Source organism: Cytobacillus firmus DS1 (assembly GCF_000565285.1).
GTDB lineage: Bacteria > Bacillota > Bacilli > Bacillales > Cytobacillaceae > Cytobacillus > Cytobacillus firmus_A.
Genome location: NZ_APVL01000001.1, coordinates 48,946 through 74,398 on the forward strand (window position 1 = coordinate 48,946; position 25,453 = coordinate 74,398).

Genomic DNA, 25,453 nt, shown 5'->3' on the forward strand with positions numbered 1-25,453 from the left:
AATCCTGCCAATTTTACATTGGCCTAAGGGGACTGTTAAAAGTTCATTCTTCTTTGAAAAGGATGGGTACAATGAATAAAGAGCAATTGATGGAAAGTGCGCGCAGTATGAAGGAAAGAGCTTATGCTCCCTATTCCAATTTTCCGGTTGGAGCTGCATTATTACTGAAAGACGGCACTGTCATTAATGGCGTGAATGTGGAAAATGTTTCGTTAGGTGCAACAAATTGTGCCGAGAGAACAGCTATTTTCACTGCAATTGCTAACGGTTACAAAAAAGGTGATTTTCAAGCTATAGCTGTAGCTGGTGATACGGCAGATTTTCTTCCGCCGTGCAGCATCTGCAGGCAGGTGTTAGCAGAATTCTGTATGCCTGATATGCCAGTCTACTTAACAAATGAGAAGAAAGAAATATTGGAACTGACATTAAAAGATTTATTGCCGTATGCGTTTACGGATTTAGAGATGTAGCATAAAGGGAGGGCAAGCTTTGAGTAAAAATTGACTCAAAGCCTGCCCTCTTTATTATAAACCGCGGTAACCACTCTATTTCTTCCCTCTTGTTTGGCCTTGTATAACGCCTGGTCTGTTTTGTTCATTAACTCTGAAAAGCTATCTGCTGCGGCGGGAAAGCTGCTAATTCCCATGGAAACAGTGATTGGTTTTCCGGTGGGACTTAAGGTGCATTCAGTGGTTTTCCTTATCCGTTCTGCAACAGATTTTGTGATATGAATATCGGTTTCTGGAAGGATGATTAGAAATTCTTCGCCACCTATGCGGAAGCACAGATCACTTGCTCTCGTTTCCCTCTTAACTAATTCAGACAGAAACTTTAATACTTCATCTCCCGTTTGATGGCCAAACTGGTCGTTTACTGCTTTAAAATGGTCAATATCAAATAAAATGATGGAGTACATATTATAATCATTGATCTTTCTTTCTAAAAAGCGGCGGTTGTAGAAGCCGGTAAGCGGATCCAGATTCGACTCACTTTCTGCATTCGTCAGTTTGGTCTGATAAAAATCCACAGCTATTAAAATAGCACGCTTTAATTCTTTTAACTCAAAATACCAGTTGGGAATTTGCGGCGCAGGACGAGATGGTTCTGTAGTCATCTGATTTGCGTAAAAAGCTAAATTTCTGATTGGATTTACAATTTTTTTCAGCATGATCAGGGAGAGGGCGAATACAAACAGCATAAAGAGAATGGCAATCAAGCTTACTTGCCTGGCCATTTCAAAGGTTGGCTCCATCACAGATTCTTTAGGAGTCTGGGATACAATTCCCCATTTGCTTGTTGAGGTAACTGATGCATATCCGGCAAGCATGGATATGCCTTTCGTATTCGTGACTTCCAGATTTCCGTTTCTTCCTTCTAAAACGTGCTGAACCACTTTGTTTTCTTTCACATTATCGTTAATTCTACTTTTGTCCGGATGATAAATAATATTACCTTCAGAATCAACCACATATACATAAGAGTTATTTTTATGTTTTGGATGCTGCCCCAGAACCTGGATGAGGCTGTTATCCTCATGTAAATAGATTGTTCCGGCAAGAAATCCCTTATACGATCCGCTTTCATCAAAAACAGGGACAGAAATAAGCATAATTAATTTTCCGGTCACACCTACATAAGGCTTTGATATTATAGGGACTTTCTTTTCCAGAGAACTTTTTACACCAACACTAGTTAATTTTGTTCCATTTAAGTCCATATCAGGAGCAGATGCGACAACGCGGCCTGTTTTATCCGCAAAAAATGTAGAATTGAAATAGGTAGTCGACTGCAGTATAAAATCTAATTCTTTGTGGATTTTCCTGGAATCGTTCGTCAAAAGCTCTTCATTTCGTGCTTCCATCGTCAGATTCTTAATCATATTGTCAAAAAGAGAGTCTGTAACAGCAGCGAGTTTCTGAGCATAATATTGATTTTCTATTAAATAATTTTTCTCCAGGTTGTTCTTGCTGACCACTACACTTGAAATGACACTTCCTGTATAGGTGCCAAGCATAGCGAAAGTCAGTAAGCCTAAAATAAGCCAATGGATGCTTAATCTGATAGTTTTTTTCATATCTCTTCACCTATAAAAAAGTGTTATTTATAGTTCAAATAACCTACTAAAATATACCATACGCTTTGTATGACTCACAACAAGAAATAAGAAATTCGCGGGTGTAAGAAGGGATTTCCAGTTCTGCGAAGAAATGAAAATAATGGAATGAAAATTGAAGCTAAGAGGACTCTGGCTGATTCTTAATCTACTGTGAGGAGTGCCGTTCATGATTGGTAAGGATAATAAAGAGAATAAAAAATCGATTTGGGCCATTGGGGGTTTACTTTTTGGTGCAGGTGTTGGTGCCATATTGGGAATCATAGCTTACAATCAGCAGTGGCTGGGGTGACTCCCGCATCTGAAAAGTGCGGGAACCATTCTTAATTTTTCTCATAATATTAGAAAGAACTATCTGATCAATGGGGGATTCCATGTCAAAGTATATTAGTATTTTCTTCTTATTCACAATGGTAAGCGTCTTACTCTTTTTTATCTTTGGTTCAGTATTTATGGGCGGAGGGAATCCGGCAGAAGAAGCGGTATATACATTCGGAACAATCATTGTCCTGTTTCTGTCTGTTGTTATTTCGCAGATATGTTATTTAATTGATTTGATTAAGAAGGACCGGTAATTCACTCGATACATCGGTTAAGCTACTATATTTTCTTTAAGCCCTGCCCTTCAAGAATATCTCGAATACCTTCTTCACAAACGCCATATGAGCGCCAGGAACAAGTTTCACAAACAGTCTGTATATCCGAGGGAAGAGCATACTTCTGGATGTTTGACTCAATGTCCTGCCAATACAGAATTTGTCCGATATTAAGCCCTAATTTCTCTAGAATAACAGCATCTCTTTCATAAATATCGTCGTGTTCACAGTGATATTCACCTGAGTTGGGATACTTTGCACACAGGTAATCCGGCCCTTTAACAAGCTGTATCCATGTCCTGGGGTTGTCTCTCAAGGTTTGATGAATACGTGTCATATTTTCCACGTATTCCTGGGAGTAGCCCATTCCCCGATAGCCCAGAAGGCAAAAGAGATGATGGCCACGCAGCTTATACATAAAATCCCCCCATTGTTCCAATTATTGTTAACTTATCAGAATAATAGGTTAACATATTTTTATGCTATCATATCATATATTTTTGTCCTTTATGAACAATGATTGAAAAGTTGAGAAAGGGGAATATGTAATACGGGGAATATGTAATAGAATCGAATGTTAACTTTATAAATAAGCACATTGATTGTTGACGCACGTCATTTCCATTTTTATAATTTTATCAAGTGATAGGTTTTTGCTTATTGAAAGGGATTTTGTTTATGGTTCTAAATGCAAACTATACGCATAAAAAAATTATTAAAGCAGCACATAAGCTTTTTATGGATTTAGGCTATCGGGCGGTTTCCACGAGAAGAATTGCAGAAGCATGCGGAATTACACAGCCCACCCTTTATCATCATTTTTCCAATAAAAAGGCCATTTATATGGAAGTGCTGAGAACTGAACTGGTTGATATGCAGAATGCTTTAAGCAGGATTATTAAGCGCTTTGAAGATGATATTGAAGAATGTTTATTTCAGGTCACCTATTATATTTTAATTAATAAGCCTCCTTCAATGGGCCAGATGTTTCATGATATTCAAAAAGAATTAGATCAGGAGCACCAGGGGATTGTCCGGAAATGGTGGATGGAGTCCTATCAGGATCCGATTGCCTCGATTTTTGAAAAAGGGATTAACGATCAAAAGCTGCGGAATCCCTCAGAAATAGGGTCCGATCCGGTTTCATCGGCATACCTGCTTTTAAGCCTGATTTCATCAAGAAATACTGATTACAAGCTAAAAGAAAGCCTGGCGAAAGAACAAGCCAGATTTTATGTCAAAGTGATTCTTTATGGATTATCGCAGTCTAACGGGCAGTAAGATACCCATTTCAAGACGCAGAAAAATCAAGAAGGATAAGCAGGGTCAAACTGCCCCTAAAGGCCTGAAATAAGGATAAAGACTAAGAACGCCACGTCCTCCCAAAAGCTCCGCTTTTGGTGGTGCGATGTATCGCTGCGGAAGCTTTCCTTGTCCTGTGGCAACGTCTTTGTGACCCACTTCCTGTGGGCCTCAACTAACAATCGGTGGGGGATAAAGGAACCCCCCACTGATTGAAGTTTCACTTTATCGGCGGAAGGGAATAACGATTCTGAACTTTAACAATGAGGTGTGTTAAAGTTTTTTTTTGAAAACAGTCTATCGATTGATAGATATGTATAGTTTTCGTATAATAATTTTATAATTTAAGTATAAAGGAGATTAAAAGATGAATTTTTTAACAAAGTTCAGTTTAAAGAATGCCGTTGCGGTCTTTATTATTTCTTTTTTATTAATCACTGGCGGTATTTACTCTTTTTCAAAATTAAAAGTGGATCAATTTCCTGATATTGAATTCCCGCAGATATCCATTGAAGCGGTATATCCTGGTGCATCTCCATCTGATGTGGATAAACAGGTAGTTTCGAAGCTTGAAGATCAGCTGGATTCCATTGAAGGTGTAAAAAAGATGACCAGTTCTGCTTATGACAGCATTGGGATCATTAACCTGGAATTTCCGTTTGATACAGATCTCGATAAAGTGGAACAGCAGGTGAATTCGGTAATTGATGAAGCCGGACTGCCTGAAGAGGCTGAAGTGAAATTAAACAGGCTCTCTTTTGGATCTTTTCCAATTTATAATATTTCCTTTTTCAGCAAGGACGGGGAAAGCATAGAAGGTGTCATGAAGGATGAAGTGATTCCTGAATTAAATAAAATCGAAGGAATCAACAGCGTATCTGTTGCAGGCTTAACCGATAATCTTGTCCAAATTACGATCGATAAAGAAAAAGCATCTCAAGCAGGATTATCACTCAGCAGCATTAAAGAGCAGATCAATGAAAAATATCTCTCATTCCCGGCAGGGGAATTAACGGAAAGGGAAGAGCAAATCCCAATTCGTGTCGAAGAAAACCTTGATTCTATTTCAAATCTGGAAAATCTGCAGCTTCAGCCTGCTTTTGGCGGTGCTCCAGCTGAAGGTGCCGGTGGCGGAGGAGAGCAGGGCAACCAGCAATCTGCCGGTATTCAATTAAAGGATATTGCAGACATTGAGCCAATAACAGATAAAAGTGAATTAGCCCGTTATAATCTGAAAGATTCTTTATCCATGGCAATCACAAAAAAACAGGAAGCCAACACCGTTGAAGTGGCAGACAAGGTAACGAGTGTACTTGAAAAATACGATGAGCAGCTTGACTACGAGATTGGCATCGACTCTGCCAAGGATATTGAAAAGTCTGTCAGCACTTTAGTCAAAGAAGGTCTTTTGGGGGCACTATTTGCGTCTATTGCCGTTCTGGTTTTCCTGCGCAATGCCAGAGCGACCATTATCGCAGTCGTTTCCATTCCTTTGTCCATTCTGATTGCAGCGATTTTTCTAAACCAAATGGACATCTCATTGAATATCATGACACTGGGCGGCATGGCTGTGGCTGTAGGGCGTGTGGTGGATGACAGTATCGTTGTCATCGAAAATATTTTCAGGCGGGTCCGCAAATCCAATGAGGGAATGTCCGATAAAATTATTCTGGAATCCACCAAAGAAATATTAAAGGCGATCACCTCATCAACATTAACGACTGTTGTGGTATTCCTTCCGATCGGCTTTGTTGGCGGGATTACAGGGAAATTCTTTTTGCCTTTTGCTTTAACGATTGTGTTTTCCCTTTTAGCATCGCTGCTGGTTTCCATCACGATAGTGCCGATCCTGGCAAAATTTTCGTTCAAGAAAGTGCCGGCTGAAGAAAAAGAGGGAGCTCTTCAGAGGTTTTATGGCCGTTTAATTGAAAAATCTCTCAATCACAAGTTAGTTATCTTATTTATTTCGCTCGTATTGCTTGTTGGTTCATTAGCGGTTGTGCCTTCTTTAGGATTTACGTTTATTCCTAATGAACAGTCCAAAACGCTGACAGCATCGATTGAATTGCCATCATCCGCTTCCCTGGAAAAAACAAATACCATCTCACTGAAGGTGGAAGAGATGCTGGATGAGCAGAAAGAAGCGGCAGATGTCACAGCTGCTATAGGAGCCCGGGATTTTGCCACAGGACTGCGGCTTGAAAACAAAGCAAGCTATTTTGTTAACTTAAAAGATAATGTAAATGTGGAGAAAACGATTAAATCAATTGAAAGTAAAATAGAAGATATCTCAGAAGAGGAAAACGCTGATTTAAAGATTAGTGTTCAGGAGCTGGAAACAGGCGGGCCTCCTTCAAATAATAACGTGGATATCGACTTATTTTCCAATGATTTAGAGGCGCTGCAGCAGGCTTCCAAGCAAGTGGAAGAGTATATGCAGGAAAATAATGATCTGAAATATATCACCAACAATTTCAGCGAAAAGCAAAAGCAGTTTTTAGTGGAAATAGATTCTGAGAAAGCTAGTGAATATGGTTTGTCAGGATTCCAGATACTTGGAACTGTCAGCGATCAGACGAAACCCGTGAATGTCGGGACGCTGCTGCTGGATGATAAGGAGCAGGAAGTTCAGCTGTCCTTTGATAAAGAACTCGGGTCAAAAGATGAATTGGAAGAGGTTACCCTATTTTCTCAAAGAGGACCAGTCCCTCTTTCAGAGGTGGCTGAGGTAAAGGAAATCGATACCTTCACATCGATTCAGAAGCTGGACAGCAAGGTTTATGCCCGTGTTTCAGGCCAGGTAAAAGGAAATGATGTGCAGGCAGTATCATCAGAGGTAAAGGCGGGAGTGGAAAAGCTTGATCTGCCGGATGGAGTATCCTTAACGAGCGGCGGAGGCAACGATGAAACAGTGGAGATTTTCCAATCACTGGGGATTTCCATTCTTGTGGCAATCGGGCTTGTGTATTTAACCATGCTGATTACCTTTGGTAAAGCCCGTATTCCATTTATTATCCTTTCATCCCTTATCTTTGTTCCAATTGGTTCGCTTGTATCACTTTACATTATTAATGAGCCCCTTTCTGTAAGTGTGATGATTGGCTTCCTGATGCTGATTGGAATTGTCACAACGAATGCGATTGTGCTTGTCGACCGGATCGGGCAGAACAGAACGAAAGGTTTGCCTATTAGAGAGTCGTTAATTGAAGCAGGGAAAACAAGGTTACGACCAATTTTAATGACAGCATTTGCGACAATTGCCGCATTAATCCCGCTTGCATTGACCACCTCATCAGGAACACTTATTTCTAAGGGCCTTGCGGTAACGGTCATTGGCGGTTTAACATCATCCACACTGCTGACATTAATTATTGTTCCTGTTGTGTATGAATTATTTTTCCTGAAGACGTCAAAGATAGAGAGAAGAGCTGACGGGAAATAGGATGGAGGGAACACTCCATCAGGAATTTATTTCTGCCTGTATTGAATTACTCATCACAAGTTGGTATATTATCATATATATGTAATCAATGATGTGATCAAGTAAATAAGGATTGTGAAACAGAAAATATAGCCTGGGCTGAGAGCTATATCACCCCTCCTTATTGAAACCTGCCACGGAGATGTTAGGAAAAAGCTAACCGGGTCGTTTCGTTATTAACGATTAGAGGGCTTTAGATTTTGTAAAAGCCGAACTAAGGTGGTACCGCGTCTATTAGCATAAAGACGTCCTTTTCAAGGACTCTTTATGCTTTTTTTATTCTTAAAAAGTATTTTCAGGAGGAAAAGAAGATGTCTCAAAACACAAACAACTTTTCAAAATGGTATCTGGATACGATACAAAAAGCAGATTTATTTGATTACACCCCTGTTCGCGGGTGTATTGCCTTTAAGCCTGATGGCTATGAAATTTGGGAGCATATTCAGGCAGAGATGGATAAGCGTTTTAAGGAAACGGGCCACCGCAATGCCTATTTTCCGATGCTGATTCCGGAGAATTTTTTTCAAAAGGAAAAGGATCACATTGAAGGATTTTCGCCGGAGCTTCCGTGGATCACCGAAGCGGCAGGAGAGAAGCTTGAGGAGCGTCTGGCACTGCGCCCAACTTCTGAAACGATGATTGGACATTTGTATTCCGATTGGATTAAAAGCTACCGGGATCTGCCGGTCTTAATCAATCAATGGGCGAATGTGTTCCGCTGGGAGAAGAAAACACTTCCTTTCATCCGCACATCAGAATTTTTATGGCAGGAAGGCCATACGGCTCATGTGGACGAAGAAGAAGCGCGCCAGGAAACGATGCAGATGCTCGAGATTTATAAAGAAGTGGTAGAAGGCTTGCTTGCCATTCCTGTGTATGATGGGCAAAAAACACCATCCGAGCGCTTTGCAGGTGCGGTTGATACGTTCTCCATTGAAGCGATGATGAAGGATGGAAAAGCGGTACAGGCAGGTACTTCCCATTACTTGGGCACGAAGTTTGCGGAAGCCTTTGATATCAAATATTTGAACAAAGAAAATAAACATACTTTTGTCCATACAACATCATGGGGTACATCCACACGGTTAATCGGCTCTGTCATCATGGTTCATGGTGATGAACAAGGCCTTGTGCTCCCTCCAAGAGTAGCACCGACTCAAGTCGTGCTGATTCCAGTCGGACCATGGAAAAAGAACCCTGCGATTATGGAGAAATTAGATGAAGTGTTTGCTGCATTAAAGGCAGAAGGAATCCGCGTACGCCTTGATGATTCCGATCAATCACCAGGCTATAAATTTAATGAGTGGGAGCTAAAAGGCGTACCTGTCCGCATAGAGCTTGGCCCTCGTGATTTAGACCAAAATCAATGCTTAATGAAGGCGCGTGATCTTGGGGATAAAGTGGCCGTACCGCTTGATTCGATTATTGAAAGCATCAAAAAAGAGCTTGAAACGATGCAGACTCGTTTATTAGAAAAAGCTAAAGCATTCCGTGAGGAGCATTCGCACACACATATCGATACAATCGAGCAATTAGAACAGCACATTGCACAATCTGAACAAAATGATGCCATCCCAGGCTGGATCTTAGCCGGATGGTGCGGTGATGACGCCTGTGAAGAAAGTGTAAAAGAAAAAACGAAATTCACCACACGGAACATTCCGTTCAACCCGCCCGCAACGAAAGATACTTGCATTCATTGTGGAAAAGAAGCGAAGCATACGGTTTGGTTTGCCCGGGCTTACTAAACTGGGAATGTGAAATATTGCGTGATCTTAGGCCGCCTCACTTAGGCGGCCTATTTCTTATGGTTTTAAAATTGGAAGGATAGGGGAGTTTTTTTGGAAAATTTCACAATTGCAAACATGCGTTTTATAATATCTTTATCAGAACGGGGAGGTAGAATACTTGAGGCCTGAACTAAAAAGGGATTTGGATGTGCAAGCTTTCCACAGCTATTATTGGTTGAAAAAAGAGCTGCAAATTTTTTGCAGAGAGAACGGAATGAGTGCTGCTGGATCTAAAAAGGAAATTACGGATCGAATAGCAGCATTTCTTCAAACAGGAGAAATAAAAAAACCGGTAAAGAAAAAAAAGTCTCCTGCTAAAGAAGTAATATTATCAGAATTAACTTTAGATACCGTGATCACAGAAAACCACCGTTGCAGTCAGAATGTTAGAGCTTTCTTCAAATCGGTTATCCCTAAATTTCATTTCTCGACTTATATTCAAAATTATTTTAAAGAAAATACCGGAAAAACATATCGTGATGTTGTTCATGCATGGCACGAAGAGGAAGAAAGAAAAAAAGATCCTTCGTATACGAAACAAATAGGTTCTCAATTTGAATATAATCAGTTCATCAGAGATTACTTTGCAGATCCAAAAAACAAAGGCAATGATCGAGAAAAAGCCATTAAAGCCTGGAATGAATTAAAAAAACTGCCGGGCAGCAATAGATACAGAGGGTAGCTAGATTAGGCAACACTAATTGTGAAAGAATGTAAGTTTCATAACGGAGGTCTCCAAATGAAGATTCGGCTTACGGAATTTAGCGACAATTGGGCTCTCATGTATCAAAATGAGGTTCAGTTTTTAAATTCCATCTTTGAAGATGAAATCATTAAATGCGAACATTTTGGGAGTACCGCAGTCCAGGGGATGAAGGCAAAGCCTGTAATCGATATGATGTGTATTGTGAGAAACATCGAGAAGATAGCTGAATTTAATGAACAGATGAAGAAGCTTGGATATGACTCTGCCGGGGAATGGGGCATTACAGGAAGAAGGTTATTTCGTAAAGGCGGGGAAAATCGAACTCATCATATACATGTTTATCAATTTGATAACCCCCAAATAGAACGGCATCTTATTTTTAGAGATTATCTGCGGACCCATCCTGCTGAAGCAGAAAGGTATACGAAGTTTAAGGAAGAATTGGCTCAAAGGTTTGATGACACGGCTGATTATAGCCAGGCGAAAAAGGTGTTTGTGAAAGAGATGGAGCAGAAGGCGCTTGGCTGGTATGCAGGTGTAAGAGACTTCAATCCCAAGGAATAGCGGTTTGCTTTCATTCCTATACCATTAAGGCATGGATTAAAAGGAATCTTTAATTATAGCCTGTGTGTTTTAGAAACTTTTGATATGCTTTTGCAGTAATCAGAGATATCAAATAAATGCTTATAAACGAAGCAACAGACACGAAGAGTAAATAAATTGCTGTATAAGAGGTATCCACATTAAAAAAGGCAAATATAGTTATTAACAAAGAAAGCCCAATTGATTTTGTGATGTGTTTATTATTGGGGATCATAAAAATCCTCCTTTCGTTTAATGCAATAACTGCCTGTTAGTTATTTATATTTTAACATAAAATTCCATATTGTTTAAAGGAATTCCTTTCTACGTAGCGAATAAAGTTAGGAAAGTCTTATATATTATAGGAGATTATTATGGGTTATGTAATGGATTTAAGAAAAATAGTTGGAAGCCGTCCTCTTGTTATTCCCTGGCAAGTGTTATCGTTTTGGATAAGAATAACAGGCTGTTGCTGCAGTTAAGAATGGATAATAACTGTTGGGCATTGGCGGGAGGTTCTCTGGAGCCTGGAGAGACATTGGAAGAGGTGGCTAAGAGAGAGCTGTTTGAAGAAACAGGGTTAACAGCAAATGATCTGCAGTTGTTTAATATTTATTCAGGAGAAGAATTTTACTATAAATACCCTCACGGTGATGAAGTATATAATGTCATCACCGCTTATATCTGCACCAAGTATGATGGAGAAATTACAATGGATAGCGAAGAGGTTAAAGATTTACGTTTTTTTCATGTCCATGCGATTCCCTCGAATATAAGTCCTCCAGATCGCAGAGTGATTAAGGATTTTATTAATTCCATTTAGAAAGGAGTTCCGGAGTGGAGCTCCTTTTTTTTCTGGAACTAAAGGAATGTCTGTAATTGGGATAATTTTCTATTGGGAAATAGTAAGATTAACTTGGAAGAAGTGAACACAGAAATTTTAGAAGACACAGATCATCTTAAAATGCTCGATGATACTGAAGGCTCTGTTCAAAAAATGAAATCTAATAAGAAGGTTTTGGCGGTACTGCTAACAGTAACATTTTCGGGTATAATGGCTGCTTGTGCAGACGCTGAATATATTTTAAAAGAGTAAAGGATTTGCAGATCATGCAGGGATGGCAGATCTTTTTTTCTTCTGCAGATGTGGCAGATTTGTATACATGGAAAAAATAATAAATATGTTTAATAGATAATTACACAAGCAAAAAAAATAAGGTTGAATAAATTTATAGTAATCTATCAGGAAAGGAGGGGATTATGTTGAGTTCATCTTGGTATTCTGAAGGAAGAACAATTTACAATAGTGATTATAGATATAATCAGAATGACTACTATCATCAAGATGGTTATATGCAGGAACAGTACAATGATCATGCTAACCAGTATGATCAATATAGACAGGATAAGTGCAACCCACATGATTTCCAGTATGATTGCAGAAATAAACAGAACAGATGCCATCATCATGTTTGCCAACATAATTGTAGATGCAGGCATGACAAGTGTAAACATCACACTTGCCATCATCATTGCGTCTGTAAAAAGAAAGAATGTTTTGAGAAGCAATGCAAACTCATTTGCCAGTATAAGCATAATGAACACTGCAAAGATGGCTACCGAATAGTTTTGCGTAAGGAAGAAAAATGCTGTAACGATGGACGCAAGGTTGTTTGGCATAAGGAGAAAATACCATGTAAAGATGACTGTCGAGTAGTATGCTGGCATAAGCCAATAAAATGTTGAACCATCATACCTAGGTGTGTGTTGACAATAACTTGATCATTTGCAGGATCAAGTTTTTTTTCAGAGTGCACTGAATCTGACCTGTTACATAGATTTTATCATTTTGCAAAATGTATATGAAGTCCTTGATGTAAAAGATGGTGTAAGAGTAAAAATTGAAACATTTTTAATTTTCAACCGTATTGTTAATAAACAAATAAGAGTTTATCCGTAAAAACAGCCTTTTACTAATGAGGGGTGGATTCTATGTGGTGGTTATTGATTTTTATTGCTGGAATTATACTATTTTCTTTGCTTATTGATTGGAGACGCAAGAAAAACAATAATAACTCTCATATCTCAATAAATCCTAACGGAAAACCAGGAGAAAGTTCAAATTATTTGATGGGAGATAATAAGGACACAGGAGGATTTCAATAATTTCATGAAATAGTTATTTGTTGGAACCATGTAACTGTAATTTTAATAAATATTTATGTAAAGGAAACAAATTTGGGGGGAATGTAATGGAGAAAATTATAGTGAAAACAGGGATATATTCATTTATTGTCTCCTTTTTCTTATTAGTGGCATTTATGAAGCGGATAGAATGCACAACTGATTTTGAAGGAATGACTTCAAGTGTTTTAACACCTTTCCCTGAGTTCTTTTTTACTATTTTCCGATATTCTGTAATCACTTCTATCATTGCAGTTCTCATTGCAATTGCTTATTTGTTTTCAATGAAGAAAAATGAATAACATAGGAATGAAAGAAGTGTATAGATGAAGACTGAATATATTCGGGCAATTGTTTTCATAGAAAGGGACGGAACAGGCACTTATCCGCAAAAGGGTAAGTGCCTTTATTCTAAAAAAATATATGAAAAATGAAACCTATATCCAGCTCATTCGTCTTAGCATTAAAGTGAAAATGGGGTGGGGAGTGTGTGAGAAAAATCAGGGATGATGATTCAATAGAAGATCGTGAAGTTTGGCTTGAGATGATTATGGATGAGTACGGTGAACGGCTCACGAAGCTTGCTTATAACTATGTGAAGGATTGGAAGCTGGCGGAGGATATTGTTCAAGATGTATTCATAACAAGTTACCAAAATCATGAAAAAATCGATGAAGTGATCTTCTTTAAATCATGGATTTACCGATTGGCAATTAATAGATCAAAGGATGTCTTGAAGAGTCATGCGTTTCGGAAAGTGGTGCTGAATTCGAGCCTGTTTTCTTTATTTTCATCGAAGGAATTGCCGCCGGAAAAGGAGCTGCTGAAGCGCAGCGAGGAGGAATTTCTTTCCTTGTGTGTATTGTCTTTGCCTGTGAAGTATCGGGAAGTTGTTACTCTCTATTATTATGAAGAATGTTCGATTGAAGAGATCCAGGAACTAATAGGAGTAAACCAAAATACGATCAAAACGAGATTGAGCAGAGGCAGGATGAAGCTGAAAAAAATGATGGAGAGGCGGGGGTATAATGGAGAGCAAGCTTAGGGAGCTGCGGCGGGCAATGGATTCGACGACTCACAAGGGTGAGCACTTTACGGAATTTCAAAAAATGAATATTAGAAAAGCTCTCCATTCCGATAGAAGAGAGAAGCCAAAAAGGCCTCATAAATTCGTTATGTTCGCCATATCCACTTTTGCCATCTGCCTCTTAGCTTTCTTTGTTTCAACTGAGTTTTTGGTCAGGCAGGATCAAGGGCAGATACATGGCGGTACGGCTGGTGAATGGAACATCCGGCATGAATATAAGGTGAATCAAGAGATAAAATTCACCATATTACCTGATCCTTATCTGAAAGCAGGAAAGCCTTATGGATATATCTTTAGTTTCCAGGAGCCTTTTAACACGTATAAAGGAAAAGAGCTTTCCATTTCTGCCTTTCATAAAGAAACTGGCGAAAGAATACAAGTCTTACCTCAGCAAAAAATAATAGATCCTTCTCCCGGATACTCAAGTTTGCAGCGGTTTACGGCGACATTCCCCCTTCCTTACGAAGGCCTGTGGAAGTTTGGCGTGTACCTGGATGGCAAATCCTATGGGGATGTAGTGGTCAGTGTGGCAGAAAAAGCAAAAGATGACCCTATTACGCTACCTGAGGATATACCGGATTTTGTTCAAGAGAGCGATTTTGACACTATTGACTGGGAGAGAAAAGCTGTGGAGTTCGGCGACAGGGGCATAATCGGAAATGAAAACAAGTCCGGTGTGATTGGCGCTGGCATGCCCAGTTTAAACGGCCAAAAGTGGATGTGGCATTTATGGGGCGTTGAAGATGTTGACTTGACAATCGTTGGCTTTCATAAAGAATCGCAAACAGTTCATCCCATTTTAACAAATGGCATGGGCTGGACCATTCGCGCTTATGGTCCAAACAACGGGGCGGATGCTCATACACCATCATCTGTTAAAATTCCTAAAAAAGGAGAATGGGCCATTTTGCTTTATGTGGATGGGGAATTTTTTGATGTATTGATTTTTGATATAAAGGAATGAAGAAGCAAATACGAAAGCTATCTCTATATAATGGTAGAGATAGCTTTTGTTTGAATTCCGGCCTCTTACTCTGAAAAAGCTTTTGAATACTGGACTTCACCAGCTGTATTTTCAAGAGCATTCTCCGTCAATTCCAGAGCCATGAATACTTCGTCAGGCACTTCAAACGGGGCATGAATATTCCAAAGACTGGCTGGCTTAAAGCCGAACTTTGGATAGTAATCTTTATGGCCCAGAACGATTACGGAATGATTACCGGCTTCTTTTGCCTTGTTAAGTGCAGTGCGAATTAATTGGCTCCCTATGCCCTTCCCTTGATAACCGGGACGAACTGAAACGGGGGCAAGTGCAAGAGAATCTGCCGCTTTTTCACCATCCAAAATTTTTATTTTAGATAAAAGAATATGACCCACAACCTCTTTAGCCGGATTCAGCGCGACCAAAGATAGCTCCGGAATGAAAGCATCTGAATTTCTGAGCCTCTTGACAAGAAAATGTTCTTTTTTGTTGCTGTATTCTTCATTTGAAAAAGCTGCTTTTACCATTTCTTCAGTCGAATCATAGTCTGCAGGGAGTTCTTGCCGAATTAAGATATCCATTTATAGTCTCCTGTTCTTTATGTGATGATAAAGTTTCAATATAAAGTGAAACTTCTAATCAGTGGGGGTTTTCCTGCCCGTTAGACTGCGATAAATGGCACTTTCTCATGCAGGAAGTCATGAAGAAAGTGTTACTCCTCCAGCTCTAAACATAAGTTCAACAAACAAAAACTTCCAATTTGGGATGTTTTCATTTTATTAAGTAATGCTGCAGCGGTCAACTGTATCAGGACCTTGTGAATAGTCAGGAATATTGTTTAAGTATCAGTTCTATTACTGCTCATGAAAAGAATCAGTGGTGATGATTCCTGGTGTATCAGATATAAAAAGTCTCTACTTTGAAAATTCTTGAACATTCTGTGAATATTACGAAAATACCACCTGATTTTAGTACCAGGTATTATACTTGTCACTATTCAATTAACCCCATTCGCACAATAATGAAGAAGAAAAAAATTGGCGATGAAATGGGGTAGTTCTTTTGAAATTTCCACAATTAAAAATCGGTCATATGACGCCTGAGTTTCCCATTATGCAAGGTGGAATGGGGGTAGGGATTTCATTAAGCGGCCTGGCATCAGCTGTTGCGAATGCCGGGGGGATTGGAATTATTTCAGGAACAGGGATTAGCATAGAAGAGTTAAGGCAGCATATACGAAAGGCCAGGGCATCCATCAAGGGTGAGGGCTATATTGGGGTGAATGTTTTATTTGCCATGAATGATTTTGCTGAAAAAATGAAGACTGCCATTGAGGAAAAGGTGGATTTCATTATTTCAGGTGCAGGAATATCAAGGGATATGTACAATTGGGGCAAAGAATCCGGCACACCGGTCATTTCGATTGTGTCATCTGCAAGGCTGGCTAAAATGTCCGAACGGCTGGGTGCTTCTGCCGTTGTCGTTGAGGGCAATGAGGCAGGAGGACATTTAGGGACCGAAAGACCATTATTCGATATTTTACCGGAAGTTGTGGAAGCTGTTAAGATTCCTGTCATAGCTGCCGGGGGAATCCTGACAGGAGGAGATATCGCGCATGCCATTCGCGTCGGTGCTTCCGGTGTTCAGATGGGAACCAGATTTGTCGCAAGTCATGAATGTGATGCACCCCTATCCTTCAAAGAAAAGTATGTACATGCCACACAGGAAGATATCGTTATGGTGAAAACCACCGTAGGTTTGGAAGGCCGTGCCATTAAGAATAACTTTACTGAACAAATATCTGACAATAAAAAGGTGAAAATCAAGAAATGCATCGATTGCCTGAAAAACTGCTCCTACCGCTTTTGCACATTGGATTCCCTGGTCACATCCATGGAGGGGGACTGTGAGAATGGTCTCGTATTTGCGGGGGCAAGAGTCCATGAAATTAACGAGATTCTGCCTGTTCAGACGATCATTCATAACATTAAAAGGGAATTCAAAGCTTGTGTTTAATACTAAAAGGCAGATGATTACACGGGATTCATGATTCAGGAGCTGCAACCAAACGGTTTTTAAATATTTGCATGATTACAGTTGGTCAACGAGGCAGTGTTAACTTTTAAAAAAAGTTTACAAGCCCCTTCGATATTCTTAATACAAAGATGCTAATTTAGATTTAGCGGGGATAGCATGTGTGGCTATCATGGCATTTGGCGCAGGTGGAGCCAAGTGCTTTTTTTGTTTAGAAAGTAATAAACTTAGTCCAACCGGGAAAACTTAACTATTTACAAAAATTATTTTGAAATAATATAATGTTTTAGTGATCTATGCTAAATCTTATTTTAAGAACGGGGGACCCAATATTTACAGCGGAGTTTCCGCTTGGGGTGAATCCTGCCTATGGAAGGGCTTACTGTTTCCGCAGTCCTAACCCGAAAGCTAACCTCGTCAGCGTTTAAGGAAACATAAGAGAATATGAAATTGTGTGAATTGACAAAATCCGCATTTTGTCGATTTTCTTTTTTTATCAGGATCATCTTTGTTTCCCTTGCCTGCGCATCACATATAAACTAAACAAGAAGGTAGGGTAATTGATGAAAAAATTTAAATTAAGTTTAGCCACTCAAATATTCATCGGTCTTATTTTAGGGATCGCTGTTGGCGGTATTTTCTATGGAAGTGAAACGGCCCAAAGTGTCCTGCAGCCGTTTGGCGATCTTTTTATCCGCTTAATTAAAATGATTGTTGTTCCCATTGTACTATCGACCATTATTGTTGCCATCGCGGGTGTTGGAGATATAAAGTCCGTTGGTAAGCTTGGCGGGAAATCATTGGCTTATTTTATCGGAATGACCATGGTTGCCATTGTGGTTGGTCTGATTGCAGGTAATGTGATTCAGCCTGGTGCAGGCCTGAATATGGATAGCCTGCAGCAAAGTGACATTTCAAGTTATGTTGAAACCAATGAAGAGCAGGAAGGCAAGTCGATAGCGGATACATTTTTGCATATTGTGCCTACTAATCCAGTACAAGCCATGGTTGAAGGCGATATGCTGGCAATTATCTTCTTTGCCGTAGTCTTTGGCCTTGGAATTGCAGCAATTGGGGATAAGGGAAAGCCAGTCCTTAGATTTTTCGAAGGTACGGCCAAGGCGATGTTCTATGTGACAAACCTATTTATGAAGTATGCACCAATCGGGGTATTTGCCTTAATTGGTGTAACGATCTCCAAGTACGGCTTTGCCTCACTGATTCCATTGGGCAAGCTGGCGCTTACTGTATATGGATCCATGATTTTCTTTGTTCTTGTTGTTCTGGGAGTGATGGCTAAAGTTGTCGGGTTCGGCATCTTTAAATTACTGAAGATGATTAAAGAAGAATTAATTTTGGCCTTTTCAACTGCAAGTTCTGAAACAGTGCTTCCAAGAATTATGGACAAAATGGAGAAAGCGGGAAGCCCGAAACATATTTCTTCATTCGTTATCCCGACAGGCTACTCTTTTAATCTGGACGGATCTGTTTTATATCAGGCGATTGCCTCTTTATTTATTGCCCAGATGTTTGGGATCGAATTGAGCATAGGACAGCAAATTACGCTAATGCTAGTGCTGATGGTTACATCGAAAGGAATGGCGGGTGTACCGGGCGTATCCTTTGTTGTGCTGCTGGCGACATTCAGCACCATTGGGTTGCCTGCAGAAGGGCTTGCCTTTATTGCAGGCATCGACCGTATCCTTGATATGGGCCGAACAGCTGTTAACGTGGTGGGGAACTCACTGGCAGCGATTGTTATTGCGAAGTGGGAAGGTCAATTTAACCCTCCAGCTGAAGAAAGATTTGAGCAGCAAGCTTCATAATAGATTGGAAAACACTAACAAATGGTATCCGTTTGTTAGTGTTTTTTTGTGGAGCGAGATAGTTCCGGTTCGGACACAGGAAGGGGAAAATGCCGGTGCAGAGTCCGAATTCAGAGCAGCTTTAAACAGAAAAAGGGGAAACCAACGAAACAGAGTGCAAAGGGCGGTTATATGAAAAGTTAAGGCGGCTCCAGCTTTTATCAACTAGCCCTTCAGGGTCATAATTATATTATAATGGAGAAAAAAGGAGGAACTCATATGACAAAGGGAAGTAAAGCGCTGTCACCAGAACAGCGGGAAGAATTGCTGCAAACATTGAAAGCCCGTTTTGAGAAGAATATGCACAGGCATGAAGAGATAGAATGGGCGGATGTACAAGCTAAGCTTGAGGCTAATCCTGAGAAATTATGGTCGCTGAATGAAATGGAAGAAACGGGCGGCGAGCCGGATGTTGCCGGGTATGATGAAAAGACGGGTGAATACATATTTTATGATTGTGCAGCAGAAAGTCCTAAAGGCCGCAGAAGTTTTTGCTACGATCGTGAAGCATTGGAGGCAAGGAAAAAGCATAAGCCGGAAAACAGCGTGATGGATATGGCAGCTGCCATGGGCGTGGAGCTTTTAACGGAAGAGCAATACCGGGAGCTCCAGGAGCTTGAAGCTTTTGATAAGAAAACATCGAGCTGGGTACAGACACCCGCTCATATCAGAAAGCTTGGCGGAGCTCTCTTCTGTGACCGACGCTACGACACGGTCTTTGTGTATCACAATGGAGCTGATTCCTACTATGCCGCAAGGGGATTCCGCGGCTCGCTGAGAGTTTAGGTTCAGTGAAACTCGGATTGTACGGCGGGTAAGATAGAACTCGGCGGGTTTTTTGCTTAAACATATTCTAAAAGGTATACCAGCAGGCGCGTTTGTAAATGAACGCGTCTCTTTTTATTTACTAAAAGATTGTCTGGTGGCCGTATATTGATGAAATAACCTACACTTCATTTATCAGGAATAATATCTCCAATCCAGGTTAATTTATGAATGAGAATTTATTAATCAATTCGGGACATAGTCAAAATGGGGATTATGGAAGGAGGTTGTTTACTTGATATTAACCAATCCGCTAAGTGTTTCAGAAATAGGGACTCTATGGCAGACCTACCAGGAAAAAACTTTAATTATGAGATTTTTGGAGTACTTTATCGAAAAGTCAGATGAACAGGAGGCAAGGAATATATTAGGTGGATTGTGGCAGGAACTGAACTTTTATGTGAAAGAGATGGAAGAACTTTTCTCCGATCAGGGGATGGTCAAGCCTGTTGGATTTACTTCGGCTGATGTTAATTTAGAAGCCCCCAAATTATACGATAATGGTTTTGATATCATGTTTCTTCGGATATTAAAGGAAGTTAGCATGGGGCTTTACACCCTGAATATGAATATGACCTACAATAAGAAGGTTTTATCGATTTATGAGGGGCTTACAACTATAACACAGAAAATCTATAAGCTTTCAACCTTTTATCTGCTGGAAAAAGGGATTCTATCGCTGCCCCCAAAAGTGACTATGCCAAAAAATTTAGAATATATAAAGTCAAAAAAGTATATGGACGGTTTTAAGCTGACAGGCGATAAAAGGGCTTTAAATGACCTTGAAATCGGAATACTCCACCATAATTTGGAGGCAAACAATATTGGGATGCAGCTTATTACAGGTTTTGCGCAATGTGCACAAAACAAAGAGGCCAAAAAATACTTTTTAAAAGGAAAAGAACTTGCCAAGAAACAAATAAAAATGATGGAAGAAATCCTTTTAGAGGGTGATGTTCAATTTTCCGCGACCTCCGGGGCAACCGTAACCGCCTCGACAGTCCCTCCCTTTTCCGACAAACTTATGATGCATTGCATATACATCCTCAATGGGTTTAGCCTTGTGGGATCTGGCACAGGTGCATTCTTCAGCCTGAGAAATGATATAGCGATGAAATCGATGCTGCTTGCGAAGGATATATATTTCTACGCACAGGAGGGAGTTAAAATTAAAATTAAAAACGGATGGTTTGAGGAGCCACCGCAAATGGAGGACCGTCCCAGCATTATAAAAGAATAAAAAATCCTGTCCAGCTTAACACTAACAGTAGTGTTACAAACACTAAATTTCAATGTGGGGGGTTATTTGAACATGCTCTTCAACTTATTTTCTGCTTTACTAACGCTGTTCATTAAAGTGTCATTTTTCATCGGAAAGATGGGTGCCAGATTTGAAATGCTGATCAGGACACCATCTTTTTTAAAAGTATAAGTTGCTGGCAGGCAGATACTTTTCCACATAATTAATATAGGTAAGCACACACCAATAGTGCTTGCCTTTTTGTATGTTTCATATATGGTTTCTCCTGTCAGTGAAATATCATAATCCCCTAATGACTTCACTTCTGACTGGAATTGCGGGGCTGAAAAAGATTATATTCGCCAGTGTCCCTATAAGTAGTTATAATTAGGTATTACTAGAGATAACTATTTAGAGAAGGAGATACATAATGAAAAAGAAATCCCTGATATTTTTTTCATCAATGGTCCTTTTTTTATCATTGGCTGGATGCTCAAACAGTGACCAGTCTAAAAATACAGGAGAAGAGAAGCAGGATACAGCCGGAGAGAAAGTGGAAATAACTATTTCAGCAGCAGCAAGCCTGCAGGATGCCTTAACTGAAATCGAAGCAAGCTTCGAAAAGGAACATCCAAATGTGCTTGTAAACTTTAACTTTGGAGCTTCAGGCTCTCTTCAGCAGCAAATTTCACAGGGAGCACCCGCTGATCTTTTCTTTTCAGCTGCAGAGGATAAATTTGATAAACTGGTGCATGACGGACTGATTGATGAAGAGAATGGAATTGACTTAGTTGGGAATGAGCTTGTTTTAGTGGTGCCAAACGATTCAGCATTGAAAATCAAATCGTTTCATGATCTGTCTGAAGCAGATAAATTGTCCATCGGCACACCGGAGTCTGTTCCTGCCGGGAAATATGCAAAGGAATTATTAGAGAAAATGGATATCTGGAACCATATAGAAGAAAAAGTGGTGCCCGCCAAAGATGTCCGGCAGGTTCTTACATATGTAGAGACAAATAACGTGGATGCAGGAATTGTTTATAAAACGGATGCGTTAATATCTGAAAAGGTGGATATTGTGGACACGGCAGATGAAAATACTCACGACCCTATCATTTATCCTTTGGGTGTGATTAAGGATACAAGTCATCCAGAGGAAGTTAAGCTTTTCTATGATTATCTTCAAAACGAGAAATCAATGAGTATTTTTGAAGATTATGGATTTAAAGGGCTGAAATAATTATATGGCTACTGATTTTTGGTCACCAGTCCTATTATCTGCTGAAGTTGCAGCTGTCTCAGGAGTATTGGCAATTATTCTTGGCGTTATCATAGGGAAGGGTATGGCAAATAAAAGGTTTAAAGGAAAAGCCATTGCAGAGACTGCTTTCCTTTTGCCATTAGTATTACCTCCATCTGTTGTAGGGTTTTTGCTGATTGTCATTTTTGGAAGAAATAGTTTTGCAGGCCAATTCATTGAGTTTATATTTAAGCAGCCGGTTATGTTTACATGGTGGGCGGCTGTTATCGCTTCGACGGTTGTCGCATTTCCTCTTATGTATCAGTCTGCCAAGACAGGCTTTGAAGCAATTGATCGTGACATTGAAAATGCGGCCAGGGTAGATGGGGCGAATGAAATTCAATTATTTATGAATATCACGATCCCACTTTCCTATAAGGCCATTATTTCAGGCGGCATCCTGAGCTTTGCAAGAGCGCTGGGGGAGTTTGGAGCCACTTTAATGTTTGCCGGCAATATTCCGGGAAAAACACAAACCATTCCAACAGCTATTTATGTAGCCATTGATTCAGGCAATATGGAGATGGCCTGGTTATGGGTAGCGTGTATGATCGGGATAGCATTTATCATGTTAGTTTTTGTTCAGCTGATTAAAACATAAGAAGACATCCTTTCGCGGGATGTCTGTTTTTATTGCATAAAGGCTTGAAATCGTACAGACCTGCAAATGACAGGTAAAAAAAAAGCCCCCAATAGCGGCAGCTTAATTTTTGTTCCAGTGATGCTAAATTCTTCAGGGAAAAAGAATAACCCTCTAAGGGTCACCCTTTGATAATCTGCTCCCATGAAACATTGAAAGCCAGCCTCCAAATAGTCATGAGACAAACGATGCCAATCCCCAAATACAGATAGATCCCAAATGGCAAGAATGTGCTGGCGAAATGCATGCCGGCAAATAAGGCTACAAACAGCATCAAGCCAAAGATGATGGCACTATTGCCGTTTTGGCTGTACTCATCAAAAGACTCCGAAAAGGGCAGGGCTTTCTTTAATACCATAAAACAAATGACTGCGTATAGGCAGGCATTAATAAATACGGCGATAAGGTCCGGCAGAATTCTTGCACCGAACAGAAAAAGGAATAGTGCACTCAGAAGCAAGTAGACCGGCAAATATAATTTAAAAATAAATGCCTTGATGGTACCGCTGAAAACAGGATTCAGCTGTTTGAGCGGGGCAACCCGGTAAATAAAGGCTCCCTTATATTTTCCTGAATACTTTAGAAGAATCATGATGGTCGGTATGATGATCAAGCTAAAGTAAATCGTTATATAGGACTTGCTGTCAGATAGTTGTCCAAAGTCTTCCTGAAGAGTGTTCATAATAAAAATAAACGGAATCACAATGGAAAAGCCCAGTGATGGATAGGCTTTCAGTTTAAAGTCCCGTTCATTTTTCATCATGCTGCCGGCAAATCTGAAAATGGCTCTTTCTTCAGGCGAGCGGCAAATGATGTTAAGAAGGATCTGCCCTGTTTTACTCCGCTTAGCTTCTTTGGCTTTTCCGTGATAAGTAAGTTTTTGGAGGTTTTGCTCAAAGGTGCCTGTAAATTTCATATAAATCCAGATGGACAGGATAGGAGTAATGAGCGCTAATGCTGAAAGTAGGAGATAAAACGGCTCGAAGGCACCCTTCATCAGCATTTCGATATTTGCCCCATACCACATTGGAAAGATGAATACCTGCCACCACTCTGTCTGAAGCGAAACCGTTAAGTCAATGAACTCAAAGGAGCGAATAAGCAATTGATAGCCAACCATGATCATCAGGGACAGCCCAATTTGGACATAGTTGATGATATCTTTTAATTTTTCCCCATCAAAGAATCGCAAAATCGATAAATAGATCAGTGCGGTTAAACCAACAACCAATAGGTCAATCAGGATGATGTTTACGGCAGCAAGAAGAAAAAATAATAGCCCATTTTTGACAAGTCCCACAATCAAAGGGATTCCTGCAAGTGCAATGGTAAGGAAAGAAAGATAAATCGTGACATGAACCATTTTTGCCGTGCTGACCGTTTTTCGGTCGACCGGCTTTGGAAACAGGATGTTGCGGTCCCGGATATCCAGTAAAACCGAAGAGAAATCAGAAATCATTGAGGTCATAACGAAAAAGGTGAAAATCCCATAAAATAGGCTCATCTGGAAAAGGTAATTGTCCCCCATAAGCACAAATGGAATCAAAAACAGCCCAAACAATACGTATACCCATAAAGATTTTATGTACTGATTGTTCTTTTCTTTGTTGTCTTTTTTTGCATTCTGCGAGAAAATGGTGGGCACACGCCGTCCATCCATCGTCAGCTTTACCTGCAGAAGTCTCCTCATAACCTTGTAATCAATGCCAAAGCTATTAAAAACTCGCTCAAAACGATCTAATAGTTTAAGAGTACGATAGTCCTTCATTCCTACATCTCCCTTACAGCAGAAACAAACCGGGCACCAAGTTCCTTATGTTCGCTGAATCCCGTAAGCTGGTTGAAGATCTGTTCGAGTGAACCTTCCGTATTTTGCTGCTTTAGCTCTTCAAAGGTGCCGTCTGCTGCGATTCTGCCGTCATGCAGGAGAATAATGCGGCTGCTTATTTTTTCGACCACATCCATGATATGAGATGAATAAAAAATCGTTTTTCCCTGTTCGGCAAGCTGCGCCATAATTTCTTTGAATATCATGACACTATTTGCATCCAGACCATTGATGGGTTCATCAAAAAACAGAAGTTCCGGATCATGCAGCAGGCTCGAGATAATGAGGAGCTTTTGGCGCATTCCTTTTGAATAAGAAGCGATCCGTGAATGATAGACTTCCCCTATGCCGAATAGCTCCATCAGGCTTTTTGCCTTATTACTGGCAAGGTCGGAATCAAGACCATACAATTCGCCAATAAAGGTCAAGTATTCCTTGCCGGTTAAATTATCATACACTTCGGCAATTTCCGGTACATATCCGATTTTTCTTTTATATTCAATATTTCCATCCGAAATATCCTGGCCAAAGATTTTGACTTGTCCTGAATAGTCATCTTCAATGCCAAGCATAATTTTGACAGTGGTGCTCTTCCCAGCACCGTTCGGACCGATATACCCGATGATTTCCCCGCGTTTCACTTTAAAAGATACACCATTCAGCACAGACTTCGGACCATAGGTTTTTCTCAAATTACTAATCTCTAAGATAAAATCCTCCATTACCTAAACCTCTTTTCAAAATTATTCCATTAATTCTAGTGTAACATTAGATTTGTTGTTTGCTAAAGGGGATATGGGAATTCCTTTTTTAAAAGGTAAGAAAGTATAAAACTTTGAACGTCGATAACTGTCTGGCGCAAGCAGCCTACCCCCTCGAGGTCACAAGCTTGTCTTGT

25 protein-coding genes, 1 pseudogene, 1 riboswitch and 1 other annotated feature are annotated in these 25,453 nt (G+C 40.0%); of the genes and pseudogenes, 21 read left to right on the forward strand and 5 right to left on the reverse strand.

Features of this window, described 5'->3' with window-relative positions:
* The first annotated feature begins 71 nt into the window (after positions 1-71).
* Positions 72-470 (forward strand): cytidine deaminase, encoded by a 399-nt coding sequence (locus PBF_RS00280; protein ID WP_035325552.1) that lies wholly within the window; start codon positions 72-74, stop codon positions 468-470.
* 35 nt (positions 471-505) lie between these two features.
* Here PBF_RS00280 and PBF_RS00285 read toward each other — a convergent pair whose 3' ends face one another.
* On the reverse strand, positions 506-2,074 hold the full coding sequence (locus tag PBF_RS00285) for a sensor domain-containing diguanylate cyclase (RefSeq protein WP_051488769.1): 1,569 nt from the start codon (positions 2,072-2,074) through the stop codon (positions 506-508).
* A gap of 208 nt (positions 2,075-2,282) precedes the next feature.
* On the opposite strand from PBF_RS00285, the gene PBF_RS26965 reads away from it, so the two are divergent.
* Together PBF_RS26965 and PBF_RS00290 are read left to right on the forward strand one after the other, a co-directional pair.
* Positions 2,283-2,405, forward strand: a complete 123-nt coding sequence (locus PBF_RS26965) for a CrcB family protein (RefSeq protein WP_152539653.1) — start codon at positions 2,283-2,285, stop codon at positions 2,403-2,405.
* Positions 2,406-2,487: 82 nt separating this feature from the next.
* Entirely contained in the window at positions 2,488-2,688 is a 201-nt protein-coding gene (locus tag PBF_RS00290) for a hypothetical protein (RefSeq protein ID WP_035325554.1), read from the forward strand.
* 25 nt (positions 2,689-2,713) lie between these two features.
* Here the strand turns inward: PBF_RS00290 and PBF_RS00295 are convergent, their stop codons facing one another.
* Entirely contained in the window at positions 2,714-3,127 is a 414-nt protein-coding gene (locus tag PBF_RS00295) for a DUF1284 domain-containing protein (RefSeq protein ID WP_035325556.1), read from the reverse strand.
* Between the two features lie 260 nt (positions 3,128-3,387).
* Between PBF_RS00295 and PBF_RS00300 the strand changes: the two genes are divergently transcribed.
* From PBF_RS00300 to PBF_RS00355, 12 genes and pseudogenes are all read left to right on the forward strand, one after another.
* A complete protein-coding gene (locus PBF_RS00300) occupies positions 3,388-3,990 on the forward strand; it encodes a TetR/AcrR family transcriptional regulator (RefSeq protein ID WP_035325558.1) in 603 nt (200 codons plus the stop codon).
* A 388-nt stretch (positions 3,991-4,378) separates the two neighbouring features.
* Positions 4,379-7,453 (forward strand): efflux RND transporter permease subunit, encoded by a 3,075-nt coding sequence (locus PBF_RS00305; protein ID WP_035325560.1) that lies wholly within the window; start codon positions 4,379-4,381, stop codon positions 7,451-7,453.
* Positions 7,454-7,532: 79 nt separating this feature from the next.
* Positions 7,533-7,748 (forward strand) — a binding site (T-box leader).
* Between the two features lie 55 nt (positions 7,749-7,803).
* Positions 7,804-9,240 carry a proline--tRNA ligase gene (gene proS, locus PBF_RS00310; RefSeq protein ID WP_035325562.1) on the forward strand — a complete coding sequence of 479 codons (1,437 nt, stop codon included), beginning with the start codon at positions 7,804-7,806 and terminating at the stop codon, positions 9,238-9,240.
* 160 nt (positions 9,241-9,400) lie between these two features.
* Entirely contained in the window at positions 9,401-9,964 is a 564-nt protein-coding gene (locus PBF_RS00315) for a DUF6434 domain-containing protein (protein ID WP_035325564.1), read from the forward strand.
* A gap of 57 nt (positions 9,965-10,021) precedes the next feature.
* Positions 10,022-10,552, forward strand: coding sequence for a GrpB family protein (locus tag PBF_RS00320; RefSeq protein ID WP_035325566.1), 531 nt, complete (start codon positions 10,022-10,024; stop codon positions 10,550-10,552).
* A 392-nt stretch (positions 10,553-10,944) separates the two neighbouring features.
* Positions 10,945-11,393: pseudogene (locus tag PBF_RS00330) on the forward strand (NUDIX hydrolase).
* A gap of 72 nt (positions 11,394-11,465) precedes the next feature.
* On the forward strand, positions 11,466-11,666 hold the full coding sequence (locus PBF_RS00335) for a hypothetical protein (RefSeq protein ID WP_035325569.1): 201 nt from the start codon (positions 11,466-11,468) through the stop codon (positions 11,664-11,666).
* A gap of 273 nt (positions 11,667-11,939) precedes the next feature.
* Positions 11,940-12,197 (forward strand): hypothetical protein, encoded by a 258-nt coding sequence (locus tag PBF_RS00340; RefSeq protein WP_035325571.1) that lies wholly within the window; start codon positions 11,940-11,942, stop codon positions 12,195-12,197.
* Between the two features lie 365 nt (positions 12,198-12,562).
* A complete protein-coding gene (locus PBF_RS26340; protein WP_200869987.1) occupies positions 12,563-12,736 on the forward strand; it encodes a hypothetical protein in 174 nt (57 codons plus the stop codon).
* An 86-nt stretch (positions 12,737-12,822) separates the two neighbouring features.
* Complete coding sequence (locus tag PBF_RS00345) at positions 12,823-13,056, forward strand: hypothetical protein (RefSeq protein WP_035325572.1); 234 nt, start codon at positions 12,823-12,825, stop codon at positions 13,054-13,056.
* 188 nt (positions 13,057-13,244) lie between these two features.
* The gene (locus PBF_RS00350) at positions 13,245-13,799 is read left to right on the forward strand and encodes a sigma-70 family RNA polymerase sigma factor (protein WP_035325574.1); all 555 of its coding nucleotides are present in this window, start codon (positions 13,245-13,247) and stop codon (positions 13,797-13,799) included.
* Positions 13,783-14,805, forward strand: a complete 1,023-nt coding sequence (locus PBF_RS00355) for a hypothetical protein (RefSeq protein WP_035325577.1) — start codon at positions 13,783-13,785, stop codon at positions 14,803-14,805. The genes PBF_RS00350 and PBF_RS00355 overlap by 17 nt, the downstream gene beginning before the upstream one ends.
* 65 nt (positions 14,806-14,870) lie before the next feature.
* Here the strand turns inward: PBF_RS00355 and PBF_RS00360 are convergent, their stop codons facing one another.
* Positions 14,871-15,404: a GNAT family N-acetyltransferase gene (locus PBF_RS00360; protein ID WP_035325579.1), complete on the reverse strand. Its 534-nt coding sequence runs from the start codon at positions 15,402-15,404 to the stop codon at positions 14,871-14,873.
* Positions 15,405-15,885: 481 nt separating this feature from the next.
* On the opposite strand from PBF_RS00360, the gene PBF_RS00365 reads away from it, so the two are divergent.
* The 6 genes from PBF_RS00365 (at position 15,886) to modB (ending at position 22,688) form a co-directional block, all read left to right on the forward strand.
* On the forward strand, positions 15,886-16,839 hold the full coding sequence (locus PBF_RS00365) for an NAD(P)H-dependent flavin oxidoreductase (RefSeq protein ID WP_035325580.1): 954 nt from the start codon (positions 15,886-15,888) through the stop codon (positions 16,837-16,839).
* 305 nt (positions 16,840-17,144) lie between these two features.
* Positions 17,145-17,295, forward strand: a riboswitch (cyclic di-AMP (ydaO/yuaA leader).
* A gap of 125 nt (positions 17,296-17,420) precedes the next feature.
* Complete coding sequence (locus tag PBF_RS00370; protein ID WP_035326571.1) at positions 17,421-18,683, forward strand: cation:dicarboxylate symporter family transporter; 1,263 nt, start codon at positions 17,421-17,423, stop codon at positions 18,681-18,683.
* Between the two features lie 258 nt (positions 18,684-18,941).
* Positions 18,942-19,508, forward strand: a complete 567-nt coding sequence (locus PBF_RS00375) for a DUF4256 domain-containing protein (protein ID WP_035325582.1) — start codon at positions 18,942-18,944, stop codon at positions 19,506-19,508.
* A 274-nt stretch (positions 19,509-19,782) separates the two neighbouring features.
* Entirely contained in the window at positions 19,783-20,787 is a 1,005-nt protein-coding gene (locus PBF_RS00380) for a DUF3231 family protein (protein ID WP_035325585.1), read from the forward strand.
* A gap of 430 nt (positions 20,788-21,217) precedes the next feature.
* Positions 21,218-22,027, forward strand: a complete 810-nt coding sequence (gene modA / locus PBF_RS00385) for a molybdate ABC transporter substrate-binding protein (RefSeq protein WP_035325587.1) — start codon at positions 21,218-21,220, stop codon at positions 22,025-22,027.
* Between the two features lie 4 nt (positions 22,028-22,031).
* Entirely contained in the window at positions 22,032-22,688 is a 657-nt protein-coding gene (gene modB, locus PBF_RS00390) for a molybdate ABC transporter permease subunit (RefSeq protein WP_035325588.1), read from the forward strand.
* 160 nt (positions 22,689-22,848) lie between these two features.
* Here the strand turns inward: modB and PBF_RS00395 are convergent, their stop codons facing one another.
* Together PBF_RS00395 and PBF_RS00400 are read right to left on the reverse strand one after the other, a co-directional pair.
* The gene (locus PBF_RS00395; protein WP_035325590.1) at positions 22,849-24,495 is read right to left on the reverse strand and encodes a hypothetical protein; all 1,647 of its coding nucleotides are present in this window, start codon (positions 24,493-24,495) and stop codon (positions 22,849-22,851) included.
* A 2-nt stretch (positions 24,496-24,497) separates the two neighbouring features.
* Positions 24,498-25,277, reverse strand: a complete 780-nt coding sequence (locus PBF_RS00400) for an ABC transporter ATP-binding protein (protein WP_035325592.1) — start codon at positions 25,275-25,277, stop codon at positions 24,498-24,500.
* Between the last annotated feature and the right edge of the window lie 176 nt (positions 25,278-25,453).

Bases quoted from the DNA above. Each gene is read 5' to 3' on its own strand.
- PBF_RS00280 (WP_035325552.1), top strand. From the start codon at position 72: ATGAATAAAGAGCAATTGATGGAAAGTGCGCGCAGTATGAAGGAAAGA.
- PBF_RS00285 (WP_051488769.1), bottom strand. From the start codon at position 2,074: ATGAAAAAAACTATCAGATTAAGCATCCATTGGCTTATTTTAGGCTTA.
- PBF_RS26965 (WP_152539653.1), top strand. From the start codon at position 2,283: ATGATTGGTAAGGATAATAAAGAGAATAAAAAATCGATTTGGGCCATT.
- PBF_RS00290 (WP_035325554.1), top strand. From the start codon at position 2,488: ATGTCAAAGTATATTAGTATTTTCTTCTTATTCACAATGGTAAGCGTC.
- PBF_RS00295 (WP_035325556.1), bottom strand. From the start codon at position 3,127: ATGTATAAGCTGCGTGGCCATCATCTCTTTTGCCTTCTGGGCTATCGG.
- PBF_RS00300 (WP_035325558.1), top strand. From the start codon at position 3,388: ATGGTTCTAAATGCAAACTATACGCATAAAAAAATTATTAAAGCAGCA.
- PBF_RS00305 (WP_035325560.1), top strand. From the start codon at position 4,379: ATGAATTTTTTAACAAAGTTCAGTTTAAAGAATGCCGTTGCGGTCTTT.
- proS (WP_035325562.1), top strand. From the start codon at position 7,804: ATGTCTCAAAACACAAACAACTTTTCAAAATGGTATCTGGATACGATA.
- PBF_RS00320 (WP_035325566.1), top strand. From the start codon at position 10,022: ATGAAGATTCGGCTTACGGAATTTAGCGACAATTGGGCTCTCATGTAT.
- PBF_RS00340 (WP_035325571.1), top strand. From the start codon at position 11,940: ATGATCATGCTAACCAGTATGATCAATATAGACAGGATAAGTGCAACC.
- PBF_RS26340 (WP_200869987.1), top strand. From the start codon at position 12,563: ATGTGGTGGTTATTGATTTTTATTGCTGGAATTATACTATTTTCTTTG.
- PBF_RS00345 (WP_035325572.1), top strand. From the start codon at position 12,823: ATGGAGAAAATTATAGTGAAAACAGGGATATATTCATTTATTGTCTCC.
- PBF_RS00355 (WP_035325577.1), top strand. From the start codon at position 13,783: ATGGAGAGCAAGCTTAGGGAGCTGCGGCGGGCAATGGATTCGACGACT.
- PBF_RS00360 (WP_035325579.1), bottom strand. From the start codon at position 15,404: ATGGATATCTTAATTCGGCAAGAACTCCCTGCAGACTATGATTCGACT.
- PBF_RS00370 (WP_035326571.1), top strand. From the start codon at position 17,421: ATGAAAAAATTTAAATTAAGTTTAGCCACTCAAATATTCATCGGTCTT.
- PBF_RS00375 (WP_035325582.1), top strand. From the start codon at position 18,942: ATGACAAAGGGAAGTAAAGCGCTGTCACCAGAACAGCGGGAAGAATTG.
- modA (WP_035325587.1), top strand. From the start codon at position 21,218: ATGAAAAAGAAATCCCTGATATTTTTTTCATCAATGGTCCTTTTTTTA.
- modB (WP_035325588.1), top strand. From the start codon at position 22,032: ATGGCTACTGATTTTTGGTCACCAGTCCTATTATCTGCTGAAGTTGCA.
- PBF_RS00395 (WP_035325590.1), bottom strand. From the start codon at position 24,495: ATGAAGGACTATCGTACTCTTAAACTATTAGATCGTTTTGAGCGAGTT.
- PBF_RS00400 (WP_035325592.1), bottom strand. From the start codon at position 25,277: ATGGAGGATTTTATCTTAGAGATTAGTAATTTGAGAAAAACCTATGGT.